Raw genomic sequence first — 25,393 nt, 5'->3', positions numbered from 1 at the left:
CATCACCTTAAGGAATTTCTAAGACAATAAATTCTTTTTCTGGGTAATAACTGCGGAATTGAGCGCGATCGGCAAGCACTGCGATAATATTAAGAGAAATATCAGGAGACATTCCTAAATCTTCCCAAGGAACAGATAATTCGAGACAGTCATTAAAGTGAAATTTTGCCCGAGTTCGACAGCCAAACCAGCGATGATTTTCGGCAGCTTCTTCTAACCAAACGGTTTCTTCTACTATATTAATCCCTAAATGGTGATGGTATAAATAATCTAATGGCGGATGTTGAGGAACTCCTTTTAAAGGAATGCGACTATTGAGTAAAGTAATCCCAGGGTAAAACCAAAATAAATGCAATTCTGGCGGTAAATTGGTGCCGGGTTGCCCACCTTTTTTGAAATCAAATCGAAAGTAGAAGTTAAGATGATCTAACCCATACCAGATTCTTTGTACATCACTGTTGGCGTGCATCGCCCCTGTTGTTCCCACATCAATTCGTCCCGCTTTATCCCAGTCTTGTTCATCTGCAATTCCATCAATAAAAGGGTGAATAAAACTCAAGGGAGGATGAGATTTTTTTCTTTGGTGGGACTCAAGCGGCTGCTTTAGTTTTTCAGGAATTGGTAAATTAAGGGCGGTATAAAATTGCGATAAATGTTCTCGAAAGAGTTGATCAAAAATGGCATCTTGGTTAGAAGAATGTCCTTCTCCTAACCACCAAAACCAGTCCGAACCTTCGGCAGCATAAAGGGCTTCCCAGGCTTGAGGATAGTTTTCTTCGGTGGCTTCGGGATAATTGGCTAAAACATTTCTGGCTTCAGCAAGTAAATCCCAAGCGCGATTTTTAATGGGATCGCCAATCCAAGTGTTAAGATTGCCATTAACCCAAGAACCGCTATGGAGTTTTTCTGTGGGTAAAGTAGCTGTTGCTGGAAACTTATCTAGAAATTCAGAGACAGTGACAAGTTCAATTCCTTTATGATCACTGAGACGTTGATAAAGGGCTTCTAAAAAGGGTTTGCCATCTTGATAATACTGTTCCCAACAATTTTCCCCATCTAAAGCAATGGTAACTAACCAAGGATGTTCAATGGGTTCACCAAGACGTTGCGCGATCGCGCTTAAGCGACTAATAAAGTCTTTTGCTGCTGCCTGGGGGGGTAATTTACTATAAGTAAAGCCAATTAAATCTGATAAGCGATGATCACGGAAAACAACGTTTAAATCCCCATTCTCGGTGGGCAGTCGATAAGGACGATATAATAACTCAGGGGCATAAAGGGTTCCCCGTTCATTACGATGGAAAAAATGGTTAAGCGTCCAACCTAAAATCGCTTCATCGGAACAGATCCACTGGAAACCAGCCTTGCTAATATAAGGGAGAATCTCGGGACTAATCGCCTGTTCTGAGGGCCATAATCCTTGGGGAAGTGTCTCGAAATAACTTTGATGAATGGCTTTTGCTTTTTCTAAGTGACGGGGAATATCCTCAGCCCAACTAAACCGATGTTGCGGTAAATTGATGTCAGGAATGGCAACTCTTGCCGCATTGGTATCTGCTAAAAGGGGAAGAATAGGATGAGTATAAGGACTGGTGGTTAATTCTAGTTGTCCTTTCTCTTGTAACTGTTTATGTTTGGGGATAATCTGATTAATAATTTCTTGCTGTTTGGCATAAATCCGTTGGCGATCTTGTAAAGTAAATCCTTTTCCTTTCTCTAAGAAAGCAGCAATTTCAGGATCATCCCAAAAGAGAGGATCAATCCAAGCTAAATTATGCCACGCTAGGAGATCGCTGTAATCTTGATTTTTCCAATGATATAAACACCAAGTTGCCCCATAATCCTTTCTTTGTTGATACAGTTGTCGGTAACGAGGATGAGGATCAATCAGGGTGCGATAGTTGGCATCAAAAAAATGATTAATGATGTATTCTCGCTGATTGCGAGTTAAATGGTTCTCTGGGGTTAAAGTTAACTTAAGATAAGGATCAGAGGCTCTTCCTTGACCATACGCTTCTAATTGGCGAAGGAGGGAGGGAACAAGATTCACCGTCTGATGTAACTGAGGATAACGCTCTAGCAGTAAAATCAGATCAAGATAGTCTTTTGTCCCATGCAAGCGCACCCAAGGAAGATCATAGTTACCTTGGGAAGAAGAATAAATGGGTTGATGCTGATGCCAAACAAAGGCGACGTAGAGAGGATAAGCCATATCAGCCTGATACAAGTAAGGATCAAATGCACAGGCGTTATTAGAAACGTCTGTAGAGGGGGAATACAGCTATCATCACTGCATTCCCGAGTTAGCAGGTTATTTAGTCCACAATAGCAGGTGTTTTTGGCTCGGCTAATGAGACTTGCTTGTCTTGTACTTCCTCTTCTATGAGAGAAGCCTTTTGTAACACTGGCGTATTGGCAATGGAACTGTTAGCAATGGTAAACAGAGGATTGGATAAAATGCCAGCTAAAGAGGTAACAACTAAGGAGAGAACTAAGCCTACTTGCAAAGGACGCATTCCAGGTAGTTTCCAATTGACAGCAGGATAGTTACGAACTGTGTCTGACATTTCGTGAGGTTCTTTCACAACCATCATTTTTACTACGCGGATGTAGTAGTAAATAGAAATGACACTGGCAATCAGTCCGATGATCACTAGTCCCGATAAGCCAGCTTGCCAACCTGCCCAGAATAAGTAAATTTTACCAAAGAATCCAGCAAGGGGAGGAATCCCGCCTAAGGAAAGTAAACAAATGCTTAAGCCCAGGGTTAGAAGGGGATCTTTTTGATAAAGTCCTGCATATTCCGTAATTTGGTCAGTTCCAGTACGGAGGGAGAAGAGAATTAAGCCTGTAAATGCCCCTAAGTTCATAAAGAGATATACCAGTAAATAGAAGATCATGCTGGCATATCCTGCTTCGGTGGCAGCAACCATCCCAATCATCACAAATCCTGCTTGACCAATGGAAGAATAAGCAAGAAGCCGTTTCATGCTGGTTTGGGCAAGGGCGACTGCATTCCCTAAAATCATGCTGAGAATAGCAAGGGCGGTGAAAATTAAACGCCATTGGGGTTCTTCGAAGGGGAAGGTAACCACCAGTAAGCGAATAGCAAGGGCAAATCCTGCAGCTTTTGATCCCACTGATAAGAAGGCAACAACGGGGGTGGGTGATCCTTCATAAACATCAGGAGTCCATTGGTGAAAGGGAACAGCAGAAATTTTAAAGGCAATCCCTGCGATCATAAATACAAGCGCGATCGCGCTAGCAAGTTCTCCTCCTTCTATTTGGGCGATTCCAGACGCAATTTCAGGCAGTCTGGTTTCTCCCCCTGATAACCCATACAGTAAGGATGACCCATAAAGGAAAATGGCGGAACTAGCAGCGCCAATAAGGAGATATTTTAAGGCAGCTTCATTAGAACGAGAGTCACGCTTGGTGTATCCTGTCATTAAGTAAGATGAAATACTCAGGGTTTCTAAAGACAGGAAGATCATCACCAGTTCATTTGCACCACTGAGGAACATTGCCCCCACTGTCGCCGTTAGCATGATGGCGATAAATTCGGATAAAGCACTGCCACTTTGTTCGACATAGCGAATTGACATTAAAATTGTTACCGCCGTGGAAAGGGCAATAATGCTACGAAAAACAATACTGAGATCATCGCCACTGAAGCTACCAAGAAGCGCGATCGGGTTTTCAGGATTCCATTGGAAGTAAAGGGCAACAACAGATAAGAGTAGCCCACCAATGGCAATATAAGGGAGTCCTCGTGAGCGATTACGTCCCACGATTAAATCAGCGATTAAAACGATTAAGAGGGTCGCAATGATAATCCCCTCGGGTAATATTAAACCGACATTGAGTTGATCAGAAAAATTACTTGCAAAGTCCATATAAAGTTACGGATAACAGATGATTAATATAGCGTACCAAGATTCAGGATAACAGCAGATTGATTTTCTCTTATTGATCCTGATAGGGGTTAAACTGTCTTCATTTAACTTAACATTACTTCCCTATTAAAAAATAAATCCTACAATGATTGCTGTAAATGCTTTTACAGGATTTTACTGCGCCAAAATCTAAGTTGGATACTAAGTTTTATTAAGTTTTATTGCCTTTTTCTCAGTTTTCTTTGTATTGTGACTAACAGTGTGGAAAGTTTAGAGCAAAAAATAAGTTTATGTATCCACAATTCACTGTGATCCCCCGTTATCAGTTAGATGACCAACTTCCTTGGCTAGAAGGGGTTGATCCTTTAAGAAACTACTGGATTGCTGTAAACAGCGATCGCGCTTTTACTGTTACTCTTACGGGATTAAAAGCTGATTCTTGGGACGAATTTAAACAATTTATGCGCCGTTTCCGTTCTCTCCAACCGGGAGAATCTATTAAGTTAGGAAACAGCGACGAGGAAATTATCTGTGTCAGTCCCAATTGCTATGCTTATGCTAGTGATGTGGATGATGCCCCTGTGTGGCACTTGTTTGATGAAGAAAGCCTAGATAGTCTCCTCATGACGGCCCATCCCGACTGGCAATGTTCACAAAAAGATTTATTATTAGGTCGTTCACACTTAGAAGCCTCTTGGCAAACGACAGTAGCCGCTTAACGTTGAATTTGGGCAAGTTCTTCCCAAGAAGCAAGTAGTTTAACTGCCACGGCTAAGAGCTTGTCTTGTTCACCATCAATTAAAAATTGCCAAGCGACATTTACTTTAAATAAGGAAGTTTTAACATAACCTTTAACATAAACTTCTGTTTTGCCATCTTCAAGCAATTTTTCATTACCTCTGTTAGGAAATAACTTCATTCCCATTGCTTCAGTTTCTAGATAGTGCGCGATCGCGCGATCGCCAATAACAGGTTCTTCAAAAGGCGGATGTAATTCCCCATTGGAGACAAATAACTCAGCTACTCCCTGAAAATTTTGAGCATTCATCCGTTGAAAATAATGCTCAATCAAGGGCAGGTTTAAACCATCAATAGAAACAGGTTGGGTAAGAGAAGCAGTGGACATAGTCACTCCATAATAAATAACGACATAAAATTAAGAATAGGGCGAACCGTAGCCCGCCCTCATCGCAGCGATTAAGCTAACGTTTTAGGAATTAAGCAAACGCATCAACGCCCATGTCAACAACACAGCGACGGAGAATGGTGATTTGCTGATTGAACTCAAGGTTTTGGATTTTACCAATTACTTGCTTCCCTGTTTTAGAAAGTTGATAACCTGAAGGCATAGGAATGACAGTGCCATCTTCCATCCACTGAGCCAGACGATACCAGAATGCTAATTTAGTATTAGGGCTGAGAATGCCATAGCTACGGGTTGCAGGGGTGTTAACTTTTTCCACTAGGTTACGCATAAACTGTAACTGCTCTTGATGACTCATGGCTTTTACTTGATCCATTAAGCCTTGAGCAAGTTGTAGTCTAGCAGAACCAGGAGCAGCAGGAGTAATGGATTTTCCAGTTTCTAAGTAGATAAACCAGAGTGCTGCTAATTGCTCATCGGTGCTAAGTTTTTTGAACTCTTGAAGAGTTGTTTCTACTGCTCCGACTGAGGTATTGATGAAAGTATTGGTAGTAGCAACCATAATTGAAACTCCTTAATCTTGATTACGAATAATGATTTAACCTTTATTGATTTCCATTATGTAAATTTTTGTTAACACTGACAACCATTTTTCCATAAGAATGCTAAATCTCAACCATAGGGAATAGAGGGGGAAGCCTCCCCCCATCCCCCACCTGAGGGGAATTTCAGGAGAATGAAACCACCCTGCTTTTGGCTAGGGTAGCCAAGGATAATCGCGAAAATTAGGTTTGCGCTTTTCTAGGAAAGCCTGCTTTCCCTCACTTCCTTCCTCAGTCATATAGTAAAGAAGGGTGGCATTCCCGGCTAACTCTTGTAAGCCCATTTGACCATCACAGTCGGCGTTAAAGGCAGCTTTTAGACAACGAATGGCAGTGGGACTTTTATCTAAAATCTCATTAGCCCAATTGACCCCTTCTGTCTCTAACTCTTCTACTGGCACTACCGTATTGACTAGCCCCATATCTAAGGCTTGCTGTGCGCTATATTGACGACAGAGAAACCAAATTTCTCGGGCTTTTTTCTGTCCGACTATACGAGCCAGATAACTTGCCCCAAAGCCCCCATCAAAACTCCCTACTTTCGGTCCAGTTTGCCCAAAAATAGCATTATCAGCAGCAATAGTGAGGTCGCACATTAAATGCAGCACATGACCTCCGCCAATGGCATAACCGGCTACTAAGGCAATGACAACTTTGGGTAGAGAACGAATTGCCCGCTGTAAGTCTAAGACATTCAGGCGCGGTGTTCCATCATCATCAAGATAACCTGCTTTCCCTCTTACACTTTGATCTCCTCCAGAACAAAAAGCATATTTGCCATCCGTATGAGGCCCTGCACCTGTCAATAAAACGACCCCAATATTACGATCTTCCCGAATATGGGCAAAGGCTTCATAAAGTTCAAAAACTGTTTGCGGTCGAAACGCATTTCGTTTGTGAGGACGATTAATCGTCAGTTTGGCAATGCCATCAGCTTTTTCATAGCGGATATCTTCGTAAGTTTTAACAGTTTGCCAGTTTATTTGCATTTCTTAACCTGAATGATTGATGTGATATAGACTATTTTTCCCTCATTTGGGTGTCAAGATAAGGGAATGATCTTTGAGGAAATGTTTGCAATTTTTAATAATACTTAATATGTTCTGATTGGTATTAAAATCTCAACAATATTTTATATTTTTGGCTTCTAAAGTGGCTCGGAAATTGTTATCCTAAGAGAAGAAAGGTTATTATCAAAGTAAGAAAATGGATATTGTCTCTTCTGCGAAACGGAATCCTAGCCGATGGTCAGTTGTGGTTTTTGTAACCCTTTGCTTTTGGTTAAGTGCCAGCACGGTTTTAGATTTTGTAATTATTCCTTCTCTTATGCAAGCAGGAATGATGAGCGAGCCTGGGTTTATTAGTGCAGGTTATTCCATGTTTGGTCTTTTTAACCATATTGAGTTGCTTTGTGCTGGAATCATTTTAAGTGGCTTTTTAATTTTGAAAAGAAATCATCTCCTCCCCCAAGAACAAGAACAATGGGTAATGATTTTTGCAACATTTCTCTTAGTAATTGCACTCACTTGTAACTATTTTTTAACCCCACAACTGAGTGCATTTGGAATTGACTTAAATTGGTTTGAAACGAATACAATTATGTCAGTGGAAATGGTACAGTTTCATTTAAGTTATTGGCTATTAGAATTAATGAAGTTTATCATAGGTGGACTGCTCTTAGTATGGAGTTTTCAAGCCTGGCAACCAGAGAGAACCGATTAATCTGATTCCTCTTCTTCTAGAATTAAGAGTTTGAGTGCAAGAAATGTAAACCCAATCGCAGCAAGGGTCTTTAAGAGACGAGTTGGAAGAAGCTGGGCCACTCCTCCCCCTAAAAGAACCCCAAGAAAACTGGCTGTAAGTAGAGCAACAATAGAACCGAGTAAAACCGCTGTGGGGAACTTGCTATTTCCTCCCAGCGCGATCGCGGCTAGTTGACTTTTATCTCCAATTTCCGCCATAAAAACGGTAACAAAGGTTAATCCTAGTAATTGCCAATCCATACCTAAACTCCTTCAACAACATCACCTAACAACAAAATAGCAATCACTAAAAGTAACGAGGCAACCATCACTTGCAGTTGTCGCTGAGAAACCATTTTTGCCAGCCATTGTCCCAGCAAAACTCCCATTAAACTAGTGGTCATAAGAGCCAGAGCCGCGCCAATGAAAACAACAAAGGGAGCTTGAGATTCTGCACTAATTAAGAGTGTAGCTAATTGCGTTTTATCCCCAATTTCTGCGAGAAAGATAGTAATAAAGGTAGAGATAAAGACGGTGGAGAAGCCTTGCTTAAAGAGACCGGTGGGGGTTGGTGTCGCAGAAGCGCGATCGCTGTGATCAGTCACGGCTAGTTATTAATTCTACAGAAAGTCCTGCTACATTGTATCGTGGTTGATAATTCCACAGGAAGCTATGCAGAACGTTAAAAAAAGCATGAGTTCATTCATGATCAACTAATTCCAAATAGCGAGTCATTTCCTCACTATCCTCCCCATAAAGACTGGCAATATGCTCACAACAGCAATCAATCGCAAATTCATCAAACTCCTCCCGATTTACCCCAAACATCCGCTTAAAATTCTCGGCACTAACGCGACAAAAAGAGGGACGCTGTTCATAGATACCACAAGTTTTGGTTTCCTTTTGATAATGAACACACCAACCATCTTCCCCCACTAAATCATGGTACTGCTTTAACTCCTCCCAAGAGAGATAGTCTTCTAATTCGGGACGCTCGGACGGTTCAAGGTAGCAACAAGCGCCACAGTTTTTCATGCAAGACCAATTTGGCATTGTCAAAAAGAATAATTCTTCTAGTTTTCTCAATCCCTTTTTACCTTAAAAGTGCTAAATTAAGTAGAAAATTACTCACCCATAGCGAGATTTGGGATGTTAACCTTTGCCTTTTACAACAAGAAGCAACAAGGATTTACACTTTTTGAAATTCTTGTTGTCCTTTTTCTGATTGGGATTCTGAGTGCGATTTCTGCTCCTAACTTTTTGGGCTGGTATCGACGAAGCCAGTTAGATTATTCTCTAAGCGAGGTTCGAGGGGCATTACGACAAGCTCAACGAGAAGCCATTCGTCGCAGTGCAATTTGCCAGGTAACGATTAATGCTGAAGCATCCCCTGTAACGGTGACATCTTGTGTTTCAACACGAACTTTACCTGAGCCCGTAACAGTGGGCTTTTCTGGTGGCTCAACAATTACCTTTGGATTTCGAGGCAATACCAATAATAATAATACGATTCACTTTTCTAGTGAGGCAGTAACGCAACAAAAATGCCTAGCAATTTCAATGCCGTTAGGAATTATTAGAGAAGGAATTTATGACAGTAGTGCCAGTCCGCGCTGCCAAAAACTATGAAATCAATGAGACTTAATCAGATTAATTGTTTAGCTTCTAAGAAACAAAATTCAGGGTTTACGCTCACTGAGCTATTAGTTGCAATTGTCATTACAGGAATTTTAGTGGCAGGTTCTAGCATTGGTTTAGATACACTATTGCAGAGAAATGCTAGGAATGAGCGACAAACTTTAAGACGACAAGAGATTAATCGGGCCTTAGATTTTATCGCAGAGGAAATAAAAATGGCAGACACTATTTCTGATGATCCAAATAATGACGTGCCAGAAGGAAGTAAAATATCTAGAAGTACAGCTTCTAATCAAACTCCAATTCTTATTCTAACGATTCCTAATTTTGATGATAAGGTAGTATATCGAATTGCTGAACCTACCACCAGTACAGTTTGGCAGGGGCCGAGAGTTATTTATCGGTGGGGGCCAGGCTTTACCAGTGATGGCAATTATTCCAATGAGGGAAATAGTGAAAGTTGGCAAAATCGACCGCTAATTGATTTTATTTCTGCAGAAGAAGGTGGTAGTTGTGAAAGTGGCACTATTATCCCAGAATCTCCTGAAGGGTTTTATATTTGTCAGCAAGGAAATCGTACTGCAGAAATTGTTATCCGCAATAGTGAAGGTAGTATTAAACTTAGGCAAAAAGCATTTGCAAGAAGCAACGCTTCTGATTAAATTAACGTGATCTTGAAACTTTCCTTCAGTTTATGACTATATTGGAATCAATTTTATTAGGTGTAATTCAAGGAATCTTTATGTTTTTCCCTGTTAGTTCAACCAGTCATCTGGTTTTGACTCAGCATTGGTTAAGTCAGCGAGGTTCGGCTTTACCGCCAGCAGAAAGCCCTGAAATGATTTTTTTTGATCTAATTGTTCATGTGGGAACTCTGATTTCCATTGCAGTCGTCTTTCGTCAAAGTTTAAGCCGTTTTATTATTAAGGTTTGGCAAGATACAATTCAATTTCTCACGACGCTTACTACTTCTCGTCGCGAACCCCTGAGTCTCTCCTTATTAGGAAAAGAAATTCGTCCCTTAATATTGCCTAGTGGGGAACGGGGTGATAATCGCTATCTATATTTACGCCTTGCCATTTTAGGGATGCTTTCGGTTGTGGTGACAGCCTTAATTGGGTTTCCGATGCGATCGCTGTTTAAGGCAGTATTTGCTCAACCCCTCGCGATCGCGCTAACTTTGACTATCACAGGCATCTTACTTTGGTACACTGACTACAAGCGGCATCAAAAGGTAGGATTACGGGAAATGAATCCTTTGGTTGCTAGTATTATTGGAGTGGGACAAGCCCTTTCCTTAATGCCAGGTCTCAGCCGTAGTGGAATGACGATTTCCTTTTCTCTCTTTGCTGGAATGAAACGACAGTGGGCTGCGGAATATAGTTTTTTCATTGCCTTTCCCACAATTCTTGGGGCAACCTTGCTACAAGTGATTGAAGTGATTGAGGCAGATGCTTGGGATAATATTGGCTTTCTCCCCATGTTTATTGGTTTTGTGGTCTCAGCAATTGTAGGAATTTTTGCTTTATATCTGGTTGTGATTCTACTTTATAAAGCCAAATTTCGCTTTTTCTCCTTTTATGTTTGGGCTTTAGCGGTAATTGTTGCCATTGGCAGCTTTCGAGGCGTATTTTCTACTGATTTTGGCTAAATGTCGTTACCGATTGTCTATCATCCTCATTATGTTACCCCACTTCCCCCGGGGCATCGTTTCCCAATGTCAAAATTTGGGATTCTTCACGATATCTTGTTAGCCGAGGGCATTATTCAACCGCAACAGGTTCATCAACCAGAAGTACCCCCTCAGGAATGGTTAAAACTGATTCATACACCAGACTATATTCAGGGATATTATGAAGGAACTCTAGACAAAAAAGTTCAAAGACGGATTGGACTTCCTTGGAGTAAGGAGTTAGTTCACCGCACTTGTTTAGCCATTGGCGGCACAATTTTAACGGCGCAGTTAGCGTTAGAACATGGCATCGCTTGTAATACGGCAGGGGGAACTCATCATGCTTTTCCCGACTATGGATCAGGCTTTTGTATTTTTAATGATTTAGCGGTGGCGGCTGCCGTTATGCTGGAGTTGGAATTAGTGAAACAGATTCTAATTGTTGATCTCGATGTGCATCAGGGAGATGGCACTGCCTTTGTTTTTCAAAATGATCCGCGAGTGTTTACCTTTTCCATGCACTGTGGGGACAACTTTCCCAGTCGTAAGCAAGCCAGTGATCTTGATATTCCCTTACCCATCGGATTAGATGATGATGGCTATTTACAGATTTTGGCAAAACAGTTACCTGATGTTTTAAGTGCCGTGAAACCGGATTTAGTGCTTTATGATGCAGGGGTTGATCCTCATGTGGAAGATCGGTTGGGCAAATTAGCCTTAAGTGATTGGGGAATTTATCGGCGCGATCGCGCTGTTTTAAGTACCTGTTTAGCTGCAGGATATCCTACTGCTTGTGTTATTGGTGGGGGTTACAGTGATGATTTAAACACCTTAGCTTATCGCCATAGCCTTTTGCATCGGGCAGCTACAGCAGTTTTTGAATAAAAATTTTGTCGTCTTTTTGATTACAGAAATTATAATATGTTGAGAATACTAGATGGATTTGGCTTAATCAGCGGGGCAATTTATCCCTTTCGCGCGATCGCGCTTTTATTAAGAAAACCCTATTTATGGCAGTATCTCATTATCCCCATTCTCGTTAACTTAGTAATTGGTATTCTTCTTTATGGAAGTATTATCTATTGGGGCTGGAATACCATTGAAAGTTTCACCATGACTCTTTCTGAAAATATTAACCAAGCCATTGCCGATCTTCCTAACTGGTTAAATTTTTTAGAAGATTTGATCCTGTTTCTGGGATGGTTACTTAAATTTTTCTTAACAGTTATATTTTTAATTGTAGTGGGGTTTATATTACTGCAATTTGGAAGTATTTTAGGCTCTCCTTGGTATGGAAAACTCTCTGAAGAAGTTGAAAAAATACGTTTAGGAAACGCCGAAAATATTGAGGTAGGGCTTTTAGAAGATATCTTTCGCGCGGTATTATTTGAACTCAAGAAAATATTGTTAGCTGTGACTGGGGGAATTATTCTCTTTTTCATTAATTTTTTCCCAGGCATTGGAACAATTGCTAGCACAATTGGTGGTTTAACCCTCACGGCAACTATTATTTGCTTAGACTTTTTTGATGGCCCCCTTGAAAGACGACGATTTTCCTTTCGAGGTAAATTAAAAATGGTTTATGGTAATTTACCTGCTAGTGGGAGTTTTAGTTTCTCCTGTCTATTCTTAATTAGTGTTCCTTTATTAAACTTACTAACCATTCCTTTTTGTGTGATGGGAGGAACTTTATTACTCAGCGATCGCGTTTTTTTCAAAAGACGGAAAAAGGAGTCTCTAATTTAGCAAGATGGGCGAGAATCCCCCATCTACATCGCCTGCGATTAGGTGGGGATGAATCGCCATCAATCGAGGGGGTTCAATATCCTCACTAAAGCTCCGGCTGAGATTGATAACTTCCTGATCGGTTCTCTTATTACTTCCTGCGTGGCTTCTTCCCTTATGTTTGCAGTAAGAGAGAAGCTGTTGATGTTCTTCTTCAGTACATCTTAAAGTCATTTTTTTCATAGTGTTGTCGAGATGGTGGCATCATGTTATAATCAATTGATAACAGAAAAGACAGATACCGCAATGCGATTTTCCTATCAGTATCGCCTAAAACCTGACAAAGAGCAAATAGCCAAGATTGAGAAATGGCTAGAATTATTAAGGTGTCAATACAACTACCTGTTAGGTCAACGCTTTGATTGGTGGGAAACTCATAGAACGGCGGTCAATTCTTGTCCTTTAATCTGTCATCTTCCAGAATTATCTGACCGTCCCACCTATTTCTCTCAAAAACAAAGTCTAACTCAGCTTAAAAAAGATAGACCTTGGTATTGCCAAATCCAGTCACAAGTCCTTCAAGACTGTGTTAAAAGAGTTGATTTGGCTTTTCAACGTTGGCTTAGGGGGGATAAGAGTGGGAAGAAATCAGGAAAACCTAGATTCAAAGGAAAAGGACGTTATCGGACTATACTTTTTCCGCAAGTTAAAGCTAATTGTGTCCAAGATAATCAGATTAATTTACCTAAATTTGGGACAGTTAAGTTCATTAAGCACCGCCCGATTCCTGATGGTTTTAAGATTAAAACAGCACAAATAACTAGGAAAGCTGATGGCTATTACTTGACACTTTCTCTCGAAGATACAAACGTACCAGAATCAACTATAGATATAACTCCCACCTCAGAGAATACGCTAGGTATTGATATGGGCTTAAAAGATTTTTTGGTAACTTCTGAAGGTGAAAAAGTAGAAATCCCTCAGTTTTATCGAAAAGGACAAGAAAGACTCAAAAAGCTACAGCAGAAGGTATCTCGTCGTCAGAAAGGAAGTAAACGCTATCAAAAAGCAGTCAAGCAACTTGGAAAACATCATCAAAAAGTTGCTAGACAGAGAAAAGATTTCCACTTTAACACTATTAAATTAATTCTTAATCAAGGAGATGTCATTGCCCATGAAAAACTCAACATTAAGGGACTTGCTAAAACTAGACTAAGCAAATCAATCTATGATGCTGGTTGGGGAAATTTTCTGAGTAGATTAGCTGTCAAAGCCGAAAATGCTGGACAGTTAACGATAGAAGTTAACCCCAAAAATACATCACAGAATTGTTCAGGTTGTGGCAAGACAGTTCCGAAAAAGCTATCGGAAAGAATCCATAACTGTCCTCATTGTGGGTTATCAATGGATAGAGATCAAAACGCAGCTAGAAATATAAGAAATTTGGCGGTAGGGATGAACGCCAGTAGTAAAGCTCAGTTACGAACCGAAGCGCAAGAGAAAGGTGCTGCTGAGAAGCCAAGGGGCTGTCGTCTGGACGCAGCGACGCAGGAGCGAAGCGACGAGGAAGTGAGGATTTCCCCAGACGTTTATACGCCCCGTCCAACCACATCACGAAGTGATTGGTTGTGGGTAATTCACCTACTTGTTCTTGTTTCTCCTAGACGATTGAGGGCATGAATATAACAAGCATTACGCATAGAAACGCTAAACTCTTGAGCAATTGACCAAGTTTGTTCAGTTTCAATATTCATGCGTTCTTTCAAGCGCTGATTCACTTTTTCTGCTGTCCAATAGTAGCCACTACGATTTTGTACCCATTCAAAATAACTGACAGTTACGCCACCTGCATTCACTAAAATATCAGGGAAGACATAACACTCGTTTTCTTCTAAAATGGCATCTGCTTCAGAAGTAGTGGGGCCATTTGCTACTTCAAAAATATATTTTGCTTGAATTTGATTGGCATTTTCACGGGTAATTTGATTTTCTAATGCTGCCGGGATGAGAACATCCACATCTAGTTTCAGGAGATCAGCATTACTAATCACTTCATGTTCAACAATATTACAAACACTATTTTCACAGTACACCGCTTGTAAGCCTTGATTGGCAAATTTATAACGGCGGATACTGGGAATATCTAGCCCTTTAGAAGCATAAATTCCTCCTTGGGAGTCACTCACCGCAACCACCCGATAGCCTACTTGGGAGAGAAGTTGGGCAAGGGTTGCGCCGACATTCCCAAACCCTTGAATGGCAACAGTGGTTTTTTGGGGAGTTTGTTCAAATTTGGCGAGAAGGGTGTTAATGACTTCAAATGCCCCCACTGAGGTAGCAGTTTCTCTTCCTTGACTCCCCCCCATGCTAATGGGTTTCCCTGTGACTACCCCTGGGGTAATTTGACGTTTGATGGTGCTATATTGATCCATCATCCAGCCCATAATGGTAGCGTTAGTGTACATATCTGGTGCAGGGATATCTTTGTCTGGGCCAATAAAGTCCGCGATCGCGCTAATATAGCCCCGAGAAAGGCGTTCTAATTCCCCTTTAGAAAGACTCCTTGCATTAACCGTAATTCCCCCTTTACCGCCTCCATAAGGCAAATTCATTAAGGCACACTTAAATGTCATCCAGAAAGCCAGAGATTCCACTTCATCTAGAGACACCTGAGGATGATAGCGAATCCCTCCTTTAGTGGGGCCACGATTATCGTTGTAGCGCACGCGATAGCCTTGAAACATCTTAAGACTGCCATCATCAAGACGCACGGGAATGGAAACTGAAAGACTTGATTTTGGGAATTGAAGTTCTGTAATAATTTCCTCAGAAACTTCAGCGTATTTGAGGGCAGGTTCAAGACGGCTGCTTGCTTCTGTTAATAATGGGGAATCAGGCATTCCAAATTTTCCTTAACGAGTGACCTCATGCCAATTATCATTGATCATGTTCCTTATTTCAAAAGCAACTAAAATTTTCAACTGATTATGAGCGATCTTCCTGAAACCACTTCCGAAATTGCCGCTGCCTTAGAAACCCCTACTGATCTAGAGTTTCAACTCCCTGATCCTGAAGATGATGAGGTAGAAGAGAGTGAGTTTCAACAGCGTCTTGATGAAGCTTGGTTAGTTTGTGAACGATTTGATTTACAAACAGATATTTGGCGTGGTCGCATTTTGCGGGCGGTGCGCGATCGCGAAAAGAAAGGGGGAGAAGGCAGAGGAAACGGCTTTCTCAATTGGTTAAAACAACGGGAAATCAGTAAAAGCCAAGCCTATTCCCTAATTCAACTTGCCAATAGCGCTGATACTCTCCTACAAGAAGGACAATTACAGGCAAGTTCCATTAATAAGTTTAGTAAACGGGCGTTTGTGGAAACGGCAAACTCTGATCCCGAAGTGCAAAAATTAGTCTCAGAAGCGGCAGAAAACGGCGATCGCATTACTCGTCGGGAAGTCAAGGAATTATCGGATCAATGGACAGCAATGAGTTCGGAGTTAGTTCCTGATACTGTCAAGGAAAAAACCGAAAGCGGTTCTCTTTCTCCCCGTTATGTTGCCCCTTTAGTGAAAGAATTAGAAAAGTTACCTGAATCTCACTTAAAATCCATTCAACAAGAAGCATCAGAAAATCCTGATGTGGATACCGTTAAACAATTAACCTCAGAAGCAAAAAATCTTTCTAAGTATCTTGATGCCGCCGCACAAGTGCAAGCCATTCATAATGCTGATCTTGATATGGAAATGGCTTTAGAAGAAGCCCTACGCCTCGACTGCTTAAACACCGCTTCTGATTTAGTGAAACAAGCCACCAATTTAGAACAAGTAGTGGCAAAACTATATACCACTTGGAAACGAGTGGGAAGTTTAGCGGATCGTCTCTATGTAGAAACAGGGGCAAGTAATCCCCATTTGCGAGGGCTACTTAGTGCTTTAGAAAAGCTCAGTAATGATACCATTGAAGTGCCGTTAGATGAAAGCAGCGATCGCGTAGTTCGCCTCAAAATTATTGATGAGAATCAAGAATCATAAGAAATAACAATGTATAAACTTCTCTTTGTCTGTCTTGGCAATATTTGTCGCTCACCTTCTGCCGAAAACATCATGCGTTATTTAGTGGAACAAGAAGGGTTAAGTGACCAAATTATTTGCGATTCGGCTGGAACTGCCGATTATCATATTGGAGAACCCCCTGACTCTCGCATGAAAGCAGCCGCCAAAGCACGGGGCATTCAATTAATAGGAAAAGGTCGCCAATTTTATCCCAGTGACTTTGAAAAATATGATTTAATTTTAGCCATGGATCGAGATAATTATTGGGATTTAATTTCCCTTGATCCCAAGAAACAATATAGGGATAAAATTAAGATGATGTGTGATTATGCCAAAAATTATCGGGACAAAGAAGTTCCTGATCCCTATTATGGCGGCCCCGAAGGGTTTAATCATGTCATTGATCTTTTACTGGATGCTTGCAGTGGTTTATTAGAAGAAATTAAAGTAGAATCTATCACTAAATAGAGAGCTGTTTGTCGCCGTGCTATAGTTTGCTAACTTTCTCAAGAAATCTTTTTCTGGTAGCGCTGCATAGTAATGATCAGCTTTGCAAGCTAGCATTGTAGTGATGGACAAAATCCCAAATGGCTCCGAGATGATTCTGGAATGTTTTAGAGAAAGAAAGATATGACTAAACTTACGATTGAAGTTCCAGAGAAACTTGCTGAACAACTCAATGACTACCTAAAAGCCCATCCTGAAGAAAGTATCGCTGAACTGCTTGATGAAGCCCTGCAAATTAAACTCACCCCAAAAGACAGCAGTAAACTGCTTAATCTAGCTGGTATTGTTACTGAGGCCCCGAGAGGCGCTGCGGATCATGCTGAGGACTTTTAAGATTGAAAAAAATTGTATTAGATGCAGGTCCACTAATTGGTCTATTCTATGCCAAAGATACTTATCACCTTAATTGTGTTAGAGGATTTGAACAGTTGGCGCAAGAAAAAACGATCTTGCTGACTCCCATTCCCATTCTTTTTGAAGTGTATAAATGGTTATTACAACGCACCCAACCCGCAGTCGCGCATGAGGCTCTGGAAGTCATGCAAGAAAGTCTTCATCTACTGCCCCTAGAACAAGCGGATTTTGAAGAAATACAGAGTCTTGTCGCTAAACTTCCCCAATGGCAAGGTTCTCTGGAAGATGCCACCGTCGTCTTGACAGCGTTACGGCATCGCAGTCTGGTTTGGACTTACAATTTTCGAGACTTCAGTATCTTCAAAGCCTTAGAATTTTGGACTCCTGAGCCTAAGTGATCATGATCAATTCTTTGATTGCTATATTTTATTGGCTTAACCTCTTATCAAGAAGAAGCCCCCTTGGATGCGTCGATGCTAGTTCATTTTAGAAAAAGAATTAGTGGGGATTTAATTAATCAGATTAATCGTCGGGTCGGACAAATAAATCGTAAAAAAGTGAGCAGTCAACGAATAACAAATATTATCCAATCAGACAAAATAAGTGAGATTAAAGGCGTTCTACCAAATCACCTCATCAATCAAGTTAATAACAAACTTGTCTTGTTCTGGAATGGCACTGATACAAGAACAAATCGGCGTGCCATCTTCTAATTCTACCTCACAGGCATGACAAGCCCCCATCATACAGCCTGTGGGAATAAAAAGCCCAGCGCGATCGGCAACCTCTAAAATCGGTTCGCCAGCTTCGGCTTCAATAATAATATCATCGGGGAGAAAATGAACCTGTACAGTCATAGGAGTAAGCGGTTTAAATCCACGTGGTTTTCTATTATATCGGTGACAGCATCTAAGAGTTCTTCTCGTTGCTGACGATGATGGGGAACATCAATAGCAAGGGGAGAAAGTCCTTTTTTCTCTCGTAGGCGGTTTAACCATTGTCTGCGCCAAGTTCCATTTTCAAATAGTCCATGGAGATAACAACCCCAGACAGAGTAACTGCTATTGACATATCCCAATTCAGGATCGCTAAATAAGGGGATGATAGAATCTGTTTTTAAGCGCGATCGTCCTTGATGGATTTCATAGCCAGTGATTGCAGTATTACTGTCTGGAAAGATTGCCTTAACTTCCCGTTGGCGAGTCAATTTTTCGGCAGTGATAATAGTTTCTAAGGGGAATAAGCCTAACCCTGAATATTCTCCAGCCTCTCCCTCCAAGCCTTCTGGATCATATAAGGTTTCTCCCAACATTTGAAATCCCCCACAAATTCCAAAGATTACTCCTCCCTTTTCTAAATAGGTTTTAAGGGTGTTTGCCATGCCTGTCGCTTGTAGGGTTTTGAGATCCGCAATGGTAGTTTTAGACCCCGGGATAATCACTGCATCAGGTGTTCCTAGATCATCTTCAGGGCGAACATAACGAACATTAACGCTAGTTTCTGCCTCTAATGGATCAAAATCAGTAAAGTTGGCAATTTTAGGTAGATGAATCACTGCAATGGTAAGTTCAGTATTGGGTTTACGTCCCCGTCTTTCTAATAAGTCTAGAGAGTCTTCTGCAGGAAACACTTGTTGTAAATAAGGAACTACGCCCACCACAGGAATTCCTGTATAGTTTTCTACCCATTTGATACCTGGGTCTAAAATAGATTTTTGTCCCCGAAATTTATTAATCAGAATCCCTTTAATTAAATCATGTCCCGCGTTGGCGTGTTTTAAGATTTCGAGAGTGCCAATAATATGAGCAAATGATCCCCCCCGTTCAATATCTACCACTAGCAACGTAGAAGCGTTAAGATGTTGAGCAACTCGCATATTGGTTAAGTCGCGGTGCATGAGGTTAATTTCTGCTGGACTGCCAGCCCCTTCACACACGATATAATCATAGTCATGGCTAAGGGTATGGAGAGCCTTTTTAATTGCCTCCCAACCGCGATCAAAGTAATTTTCGTAGTATTGTTGCGCTTGGGTTCGTCCAGCTGCTTTTCCGTTTAATATAACTTGAGAGGTCATATCTCCTTGGGGTTTTAGGAGAATGGGGTTCATTTCCACAGTGGGTTCAATTCCGGCTGCCCAGGCTTGTACGGCTTGCGCGTAACCAATTTCGTCTCCATTATCCGTAACATAGGCGTTGAGAGCCATATTTTGCCCTTTGAAAGGGGTAACTCGCCAACCGCGCCGATAGAGTATGCGACAAATGGCGGCGCAAAGCAGTGATTTTCCAGCGTGAGAAGTTGCTCCCACAACCATTAAAGCCTGTTCCATATATTACCGGTTAGTTAATTAAAGTTCCCAAATCAATCCCCTTCGTTTTCTAGCGATTTTGATAAGATAGTAAAGCAGTATTTTTAAGGTCTTGGATTTTTTATGTCAAAAAAGAGCATGGTTGAGCGTGAGAAAAAACGCCAACGCTTATTCGAGAAGTATGAAGAGAAACGAGCGGACTTAAAAGAGAGAATTAGAACTTCCGATTCCCCCAGAGAGCGTTTTCAGCTTCAACGAGAATTACAACGGCTTCCTCGCAATAGTTCTCGCACCCGTCTCCGCAATCGCTGTCAAGTAACTGGTCGCCCTCGCGGTTATTATCGTGATTTTGGCTTATCCCGTAATGTTTTTCGGGAATGGGCGCATAAAGGCTATTTACCAGGCGTGGTCAAGTCTAGCTGGTAATTTTGATTGCTTCAGTAACTGGTAACAGCTAGTGGGTTACTGGTTACTGACCACAACAGCGATCGTAGCCAAGGCTATCTAATATTAAATCACTCACTGCATTCGCGATCGCGAACTCTCCATAAAAACTACCACTAAAATCAAAGGCTTGCATTTCTGTCACAATTGCCACCACTAAAGCCCCTAAGTCATTTTCTCCTTCCAAACGCTGACGAACGAAAATTTGGGAGGCTTGTTGGGCAATCTCTTCATTAACAGCTTCAGGGATAAACTCTTCATTTAACCATTTATTTAGGGCTTGGGCAAGCCATTTTCCTTCTTGCTCAGGATTTTCAATATCAGGAAGGGTAATGGGCTGGACAGGATTACTCATAATTACTTGATTATCATCAATACTTTAAACAGTTAATTTATATTTTAACGAATTTTTCTCAACTACCCCTCTTCAATAGCCACACTTTGGCTTATTTCTGTGGTCTCACCTCAACTTAGAAAAATGAGAAACCTTGCTACTTTGGCTTAGAGTTGCCCCTCCCCAATTTCAGTTTGTCGCTGTACCATAGGAAGTGTGAGCAATATGTACTTTCCTTTACAATCCCTAGAAAACGGTCACTGGTTTAAGCTCATTTGTGGGGCAAGTTACCAGCATCTCCCTGCTGTGAGAAGTCTGAGTTTGGCTTATGCCCTAGCAGGGGCTGATTGTATTGATGTGGCAGCGGATGCCGCGGTGGTGGCGACAGTGCAAGAAGGATTAGCAGTGGCGGAAGACTTACAAGAAAGCGCGATCGCGCAAGGATTTTCCCCACAAGGTCGTCCTTGGTTAATGGTAAGCCTTAATGATGGAGAAGACCCTCATTTTCGCAAAGCCCAGTTTGATCCTAACCTGTGTCCCTCAGATTGTCCTCGCCCCTGTGAAGCGGTTTGTCCTGCTGATGCCATTGATATGTCTGGTGTCAAGCGCGATCGCTGTTATGGCTGTGGTCGCTGTTTGCCCGTTTGTCCTTTACAACTTATTACCACCGAATCCCATCAACTTCCCCCTGAAACCGTAGCCGAACAATTAAAACCGTATCACATTGACGCGATCGAGCTTCATACCCAAGTGGGACGAGAACAGGAGTTTAAAAAACTGTGGAAGGCTCTGCAACCGATTCTTCCGCAACTAAAAATAGTCGCCATTAGTTGCCCTGATGCCCCAAATTTGACTCACTATTTACAAACCCTCTATGACATTATTTCTCCTCTCCCGTGTCCCCTAATTTGGCAAACTGATGGACGACCTATGAGTGGCGATTTAGGGGTAGGAACGACTCGCGCTAGTGTCAAGTTAGCTCAAAAAGTGCTTAATGCAAACCTTCCTGGTTATGTCCAACTCGCTGGCGGTACCAATCAGCATACAGTTGAAAAGCTAGAATCCTCTCAACTCCTTAACTCCAGCTTAAACTCTTCTCAGCGTTATGTATCAGGAATTGCTTATGGCAGCTTTGCTCGTTCTCAGTTAAGCTCATTTCTAGAGATGCTAGAGCATTCCCATGAAATTCAACACTTAGAGGAGGATCAACGGCTGTTGTGGAAAGCTGTTGCTCAAGCAGACAGTCTCGTTTCACAACTTAAAAAACGAATCCCATTTTCTTCCCCAATCTCTGCGAAATTATCTTAAAAAAATTGTTTAGAAACCTTTATGTCTAGCAATCCTGAAATTAATCAGCAATCTCAAGCCGTCCAAGAGACAGAAAAGCCTTTAGTGCAAAGAATGCAGGTCACTGATGACCTAGATGCCCTATTAGCCACACTTCCCCCAGATGTTGCTGAGAAGTTAACCAATCATCCACAAAGAGGGGAATTAATTGAGGTAGTGATTGACTTAGGGCGAAAACCTGAAGCTCGGTTTGCCAGTCATTGGGAATATCTCAGCGACGCAACTGTAACGCGAGAGGATATTCAATTCTGCAGCGATCGCGTTGGGATGTTCAGTGGTGATAACCGCGCTGGAATTGAACGAACCTTACACCGTATCAGCGCCATGCGAAACCGTGCTGGGGAAATTGTCGGGTTAACCTGTCGCATTGGACGCGCTGTCTATGGCACAATCGGCATGATTCGGGATTTAGTGGAAACAGGACGCTCCATTTTAATGTTAGGTCGTCCTGGAGTTGGGAAAACCACAGCCTTGCGAGAAATTGCCCGAGTCTTAGCAGATGACTTGAATAAGCGTGTGGTTGTTATTGATACCTCTAATGAAATTGCTGGCGATGGCGATATACCTCACCCTTCCATCGGACGAGCGCGCCGGATGCAAGTAGCGAGCCCAGAATTACAACATCAGGTGATGATCGAGGCAGTGGAAAACCATATGCCAGAAGTAATCGTCATTGATGAAATTGGCACAGAATTAGAGGCCCTTGCGGCGCGAACCATTGCAGAACGAGGAGTACAATTAGTAGGAACTGCCCATGGTAATCGCTTAGATAATCTCATTAAAAATCCCACCCTCTCAGACTTAATTGGCGGGATTCAAGCGGTAACTCTCGGTGATGAAGAAGCCCGTCGCCGCAGTTCTCAAAAAACAGTTCTGGAACGGAAAGCCCTCCCCACCTTTGATATTGCAGTAGAAATGCTAGAACGCCAGCGTTGGGTGGTTCATCAGGAAGTCTCAGAAACCGTTGATATAATTTTACGGGGTCATGAACCCGGAATGCAAGTGAGATCGGTGAATGAGGAAGGAGAAGTAGAAGTTTACGAAGAAAAGGGCAATGCTCCCTCTACCGGTAATGGGAAAACACGCCTACAAAACCCAGTTTTACCCCGTCCCACAGGCTGGCGAGCGTCAGGACAAATGACCCCTGTTGATTCTTCTCCGCCGCGAAATCCTGATTTTGAGCAAATGCTGGATCAGTCTTGGCAACAAACAGAGGGAAAAACAGAAAAGGTGAGAACGCCAGGGCCAAATGGTGAAGATTGGCCAGTTTATGTCTATCCCTATGGCATCAGTCGCAACTTACTAGATCAGGTGATGGAATTATTAAATTTGCCGATTGTCTTGACAAAAGACATAGATCATGCTGATGCTGTTCTTGCGCTGCGATCGCAGGTCAAAAACCATTCTAAACTCCGTCAACTGGCAAAAACCAAAGAAATCCCAATTCATGTTGTAAAATCCAATACTTTACCTCAAATTACGCGAACTTTGCAACGTTTGCTAGACCTAGACCCCACCACTGCTGAGGGCATTGACTTTCGGATGTTTACAGAAAATAGCAATGAAGATGAACTAGAAGCCTTAGAGGAGGCACGTTTAGCAGTGGAACAAATTGTTATTCCCAAGGGGCAACCCGTAGAACTACTACCTCGCCCTGCGAAGGTGCGAAAAATGCAACATGAACTTGCCGAACATTATCGTCTGAAGTCTGATAGTTTTGGAGAAGAGCCGAATCGACGGTTACGCATTTATCCTGCTTAAGAGTAATACCATTATAGCGATCCCCCCAACCCCCCTTACTAAGGGGCTAAGGAGCAAAGCCGCCCCTTTATCTTGATGTGCAAAGAAGACTCCCGACACAATTTTAATTTGTCGGGAGACGAGGCGTATAAACGTCTGGGGAAGCCCCAGACGACAGCCCCTCATGAATTGGCACCAACCAATAAAAGTCCGTCAGGACAACCTTAAACAGAGGACTTCAAGGAACGGATAAACTCTCTAAGAATGTCTGTCTTAGTTCTACCTGTCTTTTGAGCATACTCTTCTAAAATCCTCATTTCTGATTCCTCAATTCTGGCACTTAATTGAATTTTTCCCATTTTGTGTATAGATATGCTACACTACTATAAATATAGCCTAGTTGACTAATGATTGTTTCATATCAGTTCAAACTAAAACCAAAACTCTCTCAAAAAGATGTAATGGAGCGGTGGCTGAATCTGCTTCGCGCTCATTACAACTTTTGCTTGCGAGACAGAATTAACTCTTACGAGCAAGTCAAGTCGCCCAAGTTAGGTAACTATTGTGATCTAGATACGGAATCCGAATGTTGTCCTTTAACTTGCTCGGTTTCTAAAAATTCCAACTTAGGATCTCCCTATAAATCTAATGGCAAGAAGCGAAACGCTTACGAGCAACAATCTTCAGAATTAAGTACTCTAAAAAAGGCTCGTCCTTGGTATCGTCAAATCCATTCCACAGTTTTGCAACAAAACTTAAAAAGGTTAGAGGTAGCTTTTAAGAACTTCTTTGAAGGGAGAGGATATCCTAAGTTCAAGACCAAGCAACGGTTTAAGAGTTTTAATTATCCTCCGAATCAAGTCCAAGTTAAAGGAAATAAAATCTACTTACCCAAAATTGGATGGATGAGATTTTTTCAGTCTCGTCCTTTTCCTGAAGGATTCGCTCTAAGAAGTGTGACCGTAAGGAGAAAAGCAGATGGTTGGTATGTTTCCATTGGATTAGAGAATCAAGATTTACCTCAGTGTTCTCCAAAAACAGTTAAGGAGATAAATTCAGTAGTGGGAGGAGACTTAGGGTCAAATAAGCTCTTAGCTTTAAGTAATGGGGAGCAAATAGCGAATCCTCAATTTGAGAAACGATTAGAACGCACTAAAACCATCAGACAAAGACGAGCCAGTAGAAAAAAGAGAGGTTCTAAAAACCAGAAGAAAGCCTACCAAGAATTAGCTCGACTAGACCAAAAGATTGTTAATCAAAGAACGGATTATCAATGGAAAGTAGCTAACCAGTTAGTCAGATTGTCTGATGTCATTGTTTTAGAAGATTTGAACATTAAGGGGATGATTAAAAAATGTAAACCAAAGCAAGATGAGAATGGTAACTATCTTAAAAATGGTCAGTCCGCTAAGAGAGCATTAAATCGGTTAATCCGAGATTGTTCTTGGGGAGAACTTAAACTAAAAATACAGTCGGTAGCTGAGAAGTTTGGCTGTCTTGTGGTTGAAGTTAATCCTAAACATACATCTCAACAATGTTCGGCTTGTGGACAGATTGACAAACAAAATCGAAAAGGCGAAAAGTTTGCTTGTACTAATTGTGGTCACATCGCAGACGCAGACAATCAGGCAGCAATTAACATCGCAAAGAGAGGAATCGAACAATTAAATGTTAGTCTGTCTAAGCTACTGGGGGTCACTCAGGAAGTTACGGTTAACCCTGAAGTAACAGGGGATACCAGAAATGGTAAGGAGACATCAGTTTCGTTGGAGACTGAGCCTAGCAACCCTAAACAACTTGTATTGTTTGAGTGGATGGAGGAGCAGGTAACTGGTTCTCCCGAATCCCCCGTTAAGCTTCTTGCGTCGCTATAACGGGGGAGGAGGTCAAT

29 protein-coding genes are annotated in these 25,393 nt (G+C 41.7%); 16 read left to right on the top strand and 13 right to left on the bottom strand.

Annotated features, from left to right (window positions below; translation table 11 throughout):
• Nucleotides 1-7: 7 nt before the first annotated feature.
• Together FRE64_RS13700 and FRE64_RS13695 are read right to left on the bottom strand one after the other, a co-directional pair.
• Complete coding sequence (locus FRE64_RS13700) at nt 8-2,212, bottom strand: glycoside hydrolase (protein WP_146296743.1); 2,205 nt, start codon at nt 2,210-2,212, stop codon at nt 8-10.
• Nucleotides 2,213-2,315: 103 nt separating this feature from the next.
• Nucleotides 2,316-3,896 carry an NAD(P)H-quinone oxidoreductase subunit N gene (locus FRE64_RS13695; protein WP_146296742.1) on the bottom strand — a complete coding sequence of 527 codons (1,581 nt, stop codon included), beginning with the start codon at nt 3,894-3,896 and terminating at the stop codon, nt 2,316-2,318.
• A 290-nt stretch (nt 3,897-4,186) separates the two neighbouring features.
• On the opposite strand from FRE64_RS13695, the gene FRE64_RS13690 reads away from it, so the two are divergent.
• Nucleotides 4,187-4,615: a hypothetical protein gene (locus FRE64_RS13690; RefSeq protein WP_146296741.1), complete on the top strand. Its 429-nt coding sequence runs from the start codon at nt 4,187-4,189 to the stop codon at nt 4,613-4,615.
• Here the strand turns inward: FRE64_RS13690 and FRE64_RS13685 are convergent.
• The 3 genes from FRE64_RS13685 to menB all read right to left on the bottom strand — a co-directional run bounded on the left by FRE64_RS13685 (nt 4,612) and on the right by menB (nt 6,631).
• Nucleotides 4,612-5,022: a nuclear transport factor 2 family protein gene (locus FRE64_RS13685; protein ID WP_146296740.1), complete on the bottom strand. Its 411-nt coding sequence runs from the start codon at nt 5,020-5,022 to the stop codon at nt 4,612-4,614. The two genes, FRE64_RS13690 and FRE64_RS13685, sit on opposite strands and share 4 nt — an antisense overlap.
• A 91-nt stretch (nt 5,023-5,113) precedes the next feature.
• A complete protein-coding gene (locus FRE64_RS13680) occupies nt 5,114-5,602 on the bottom strand; it encodes an orange carotenoid protein N-terminal domain-containing protein (RefSeq protein ID WP_146296739.1) in 489 nt (162 codons plus the stop codon).
• Between the two features lie 195 nt (nt 5,603-5,797).
• On the bottom strand, nt 5,798-6,631 hold the full coding sequence (gene menB, locus FRE64_RS13675; RefSeq protein WP_146296738.1) for a 1,4-dihydroxy-2-naphthoyl-CoA synthase: 834 nt from the start codon (nt 6,629-6,631) through the stop codon (nt 5,798-5,800).
• Nucleotides 6,632-6,848: 217 nt separating this feature from the next.
• Between menB and FRE64_RS13670 the strand changes: the two genes are divergently transcribed.
• Nucleotides 6,849-7,364 carry a DUF4149 domain-containing protein gene (locus tag FRE64_RS13670; RefSeq protein ID WP_146296737.1) on the top strand — a complete coding sequence of 172 codons (516 nt, stop codon included), beginning with the start codon at nt 6,849-6,851 and terminating at the stop codon, nt 7,362-7,364.
• On the opposite strand, the gene FRE64_RS13665 is transcribed toward FRE64_RS13670, so the two are convergent.
• The 3 genes from FRE64_RS13665 to FRE64_RS13655 all read right to left on the bottom strand — a co-directional run bounded on the left by FRE64_RS13665 (nt 7,361) and on the right by FRE64_RS13655 (nt 8,437).
• Nucleotides 7,361-7,645, bottom strand: coding sequence for a TMEM165/GDT1 family protein (locus tag FRE64_RS13665; RefSeq protein WP_146296736.1), 285 nt, complete (start codon nt 7,643-7,645; stop codon nt 7,361-7,363). The two genes, FRE64_RS13670 and FRE64_RS13665, sit on opposite strands and share 4 nt — an antisense overlap.
• 2 nt (nt 7,646-7,647) lie before the next feature.
• The gene (locus FRE64_RS13660; RefSeq protein WP_146296735.1) at nt 7,648-7,989 is read right to left on the bottom strand and encodes a TMEM165/GDT1 family protein; all 342 of its coding nucleotides are present in this window, start codon (nt 7,987-7,989) and stop codon (nt 7,648-7,650) included.
• A gap of 94 nt (nt 7,990-8,083) precedes the next feature.
• Nucleotides 8,084-8,437 carry a YkgJ family cysteine cluster protein gene (locus FRE64_RS13655; protein ID WP_146296734.1) on the bottom strand — a complete coding sequence of 118 codons (354 nt, stop codon included), beginning with the start codon at nt 8,435-8,437 and terminating at the stop codon, nt 8,084-8,086.
• A 96-nt stretch (nt 8,438-8,533) separates the two neighbouring features.
• On the opposite strand from FRE64_RS13655, the gene FRE64_RS13650 reads away from it, so the two are divergent.
• The 6 genes from FRE64_RS13650 to FRE64_RS13625 all read left to right on the top strand — a co-directional run bounded on the left by FRE64_RS13650 (nt 8,534) and on the right by FRE64_RS13625 (nt 14,099).
• Nucleotides 8,534-9,013, top strand: a complete 480-nt coding sequence (locus FRE64_RS13650; protein ID WP_146296733.1) for a GspH/FimT family pseudopilin — start codon at nt 8,534-8,536, stop codon at nt 9,011-9,013.
• Between the two features lie 5 nt (nt 9,014-9,018).
• Nucleotides 9,019-9,684 (top strand): PulJ/GspJ family protein, encoded by a 666-nt coding sequence (locus tag FRE64_RS13645; protein WP_186708846.1) that lies wholly within the window; start codon nt 9,019-9,021, stop codon nt 9,682-9,684.
• A gap of 32 nt (nt 9,685-9,716) precedes the next feature.
• Nucleotides 9,717-10,673, top strand: coding sequence for an undecaprenyl-diphosphate phosphatase (locus FRE64_RS13640; RefSeq protein WP_146296731.1), 957 nt, complete (start codon nt 9,717-9,719; stop codon nt 10,671-10,673).
• Nucleotides 10,674-11,579: a histone deacetylase family protein gene (locus tag FRE64_RS13635; protein WP_146296730.1), complete on the top strand. Its 906-nt coding sequence runs from the start codon at nt 10,674-10,676 to the stop codon at nt 11,577-11,579.
• Between the two features lie 36 nt (nt 11,580-11,615).
• The gene (locus tag FRE64_RS13630) at nt 11,616-12,440 is read left to right on the top strand and encodes an EI24 domain-containing protein (protein WP_146296729.1); all 825 of its coding nucleotides are present in this window, start codon (nt 11,616-11,618) and stop codon (nt 12,438-12,440) included.
• Nucleotides 12,441-12,725: 285 nt separating this feature from the next.
• Complete coding sequence (locus FRE64_RS13625) at nt 12,726-14,099, top strand: RNA-guided endonuclease InsQ/TnpB family protein (RefSeq protein ID WP_246140324.1); 1,374 nt, start codon at nt 12,726-12,728, stop codon at nt 14,097-14,099.
• On the opposite strand, the gene FRE64_RS13620 is transcribed toward FRE64_RS13625, so the two are convergent.
• On the bottom strand, nt 14,057-15,319 hold the full coding sequence (locus FRE64_RS13620) for a Glu/Leu/Phe/Val family dehydrogenase (protein WP_146296728.1): 1,263 nt from the start codon (nt 15,317-15,319) through the stop codon (nt 14,057-14,059). The genes FRE64_RS13625 and FRE64_RS13620 overlap by 43 nt on opposite strands.
• An 87-nt stretch (nt 15,320-15,406) precedes the next feature.
• On the opposite strand from FRE64_RS13620, the gene FRE64_RS13615 reads away from it, so the two are divergent.
• The 4 genes from FRE64_RS13615 to FRE64_RS13595 all read left to right on the top strand — a co-directional run bounded on the left by FRE64_RS13615 (nt 15,407) and on the right by FRE64_RS13595 (nt 17,730).
• A complete protein-coding gene (locus tag FRE64_RS13615; RefSeq protein WP_146296727.1) occupies nt 15,407-16,450 on the top strand; it encodes a hypothetical protein in 1,044 nt (347 codons plus the stop codon).
• Nucleotides 16,451-16,459: 9 nt separating this feature from the next.
• Entirely contained in the window at nt 16,460-16,939 is a 480-nt protein-coding gene (locus tag FRE64_RS13610; protein WP_146296726.1) for a low molecular weight protein-tyrosine-phosphatase, read from the top strand.
• Between the two features lie 162 nt (nt 16,940-17,101).
• A complete protein-coding gene (locus FRE64_RS13600) occupies nt 17,102-17,311 on the top strand; it encodes a hypothetical protein (RefSeq protein ID WP_146296725.1) in 210 nt (69 codons plus the stop codon).
• Between the two features lie 2 nt (nt 17,312-17,313).
• Complete coding sequence (locus tag FRE64_RS13595) at nt 17,314-17,730, top strand: type II toxin-antitoxin system VapC family toxin (protein ID WP_146296724.1); 417 nt, start codon at nt 17,314-17,316, stop codon at nt 17,728-17,730.
• A 222-nt stretch (nt 17,731-17,952) separates the two neighbouring features.
• Here FRE64_RS13595 and FRE64_RS13590 read toward each other — a convergent pair whose 3' ends face one another.
• Both FRE64_RS13590 and cobQ read right to left on the bottom strand, forming a co-directional pair.
• Nucleotides 17,953-18,189, bottom strand: a complete 237-nt coding sequence (locus FRE64_RS13590; RefSeq protein WP_146296723.1) for a 2Fe-2S iron-sulfur cluster-binding protein — start codon at nt 18,187-18,189, stop codon at nt 17,953-17,955.
• Nucleotides 18,186-19,658, bottom strand: a complete 1,473-nt coding sequence (cobQ, locus tag FRE64_RS13585) for a cobyric acid synthase CobQ (RefSeq protein WP_146296722.1) — start codon at nt 19,656-19,658, stop codon at nt 18,186-18,188. Before cobQ ends, FRE64_RS13590 begins: the two co-directional genes overlap by 4 nt.
• Nucleotides 19,659-19,760: 102 nt before the next feature.
• On the opposite strand from cobQ, the gene rpsN reads away from it, so the two are divergent.
• Nucleotides 19,761-20,063 (top strand): 30S ribosomal protein S14, encoded by a 303-nt coding sequence (gene rpsN, locus FRE64_RS13580; RefSeq protein WP_146296721.1) that lies wholly within the window; start codon nt 19,761-19,763, stop codon nt 20,061-20,063.
• A 43-nt stretch (nt 20,064-20,106) separates the two neighbouring features.
• Here rpsN and FRE64_RS13575 read toward each other — a convergent pair whose 3' ends face one another.
• Entirely contained in the window at nt 20,107-20,436 is a 330-nt protein-coding gene (locus FRE64_RS13575) for a hypothetical protein (RefSeq protein ID WP_146296720.1), read from the bottom strand.
• A 195-nt stretch (nt 20,437-20,631) separates the two neighbouring features.
• On the opposite strand from FRE64_RS13575, the gene ldpA reads away from it, so the two are divergent.
• Together ldpA and FRE64_RS13565 are read left to right on the top strand one after the other, a co-directional pair.
• The gene (ldpA, locus tag FRE64_RS13570) at nt 20,632-21,723 is read left to right on the top strand and encodes a circadian clock protein LdpA (RefSeq protein ID WP_146296719.1); all 1,092 of its coding nucleotides are present in this window, start codon (nt 20,632-20,634) and stop codon (nt 21,721-21,723) included.
• 93 nt (nt 21,724-21,816) lie between these two features.
• Nucleotides 21,817-23,523: a R3H domain-containing nucleic acid-binding protein gene (locus FRE64_RS13565; RefSeq protein ID WP_222597921.1), complete on the top strand. Its 1,707-nt coding sequence runs from the start codon at nt 21,817-21,819 to the stop codon at nt 23,521-23,523.
• Nucleotides 23,524-23,726: 203 nt separating this feature from the next.
• On the opposite strand, the gene FRE64_RS13560 is transcribed toward FRE64_RS13565, so the two are convergent.
• Nucleotides 23,727-23,819, bottom strand: coding sequence for a hypothetical protein (locus tag FRE64_RS13560; RefSeq protein ID WP_246140438.1), 93 nt, complete (start codon nt 23,817-23,819; stop codon nt 23,727-23,729).
• 90 nt (nt 23,820-23,909) lie between these two features.
• On the opposite strand from FRE64_RS13560, the gene FRE64_RS13555 reads away from it, so the two are divergent.
• Nucleotides 23,910-25,376 carry an RNA-guided endonuclease InsQ/TnpB family protein gene (locus tag FRE64_RS13555; protein WP_146296716.1) on the top strand — a complete coding sequence of 489 codons (1,467 nt, stop codon included), beginning with the start codon at nt 23,910-23,912 and terminating at the stop codon, nt 25,374-25,376.
• The last annotated feature ends 17 nt before the right edge of the window (nt 25,377-25,393 follow it).

It is taken from the genome of Euhalothece natronophila Z-M001 (assembly GCF_007904085.1).
Classification (GTDB): domain Bacteria; phylum Cyanobacteriota; class Cyanobacteriia; order Cyanobacteriales; family Rubidibacteraceae; genus Halothece; species Halothece natronophila.
Note: the sequence above shows the minus strand (reverse complement) of the source record. Positions and strands in the feature narration are given on the sequence as shown.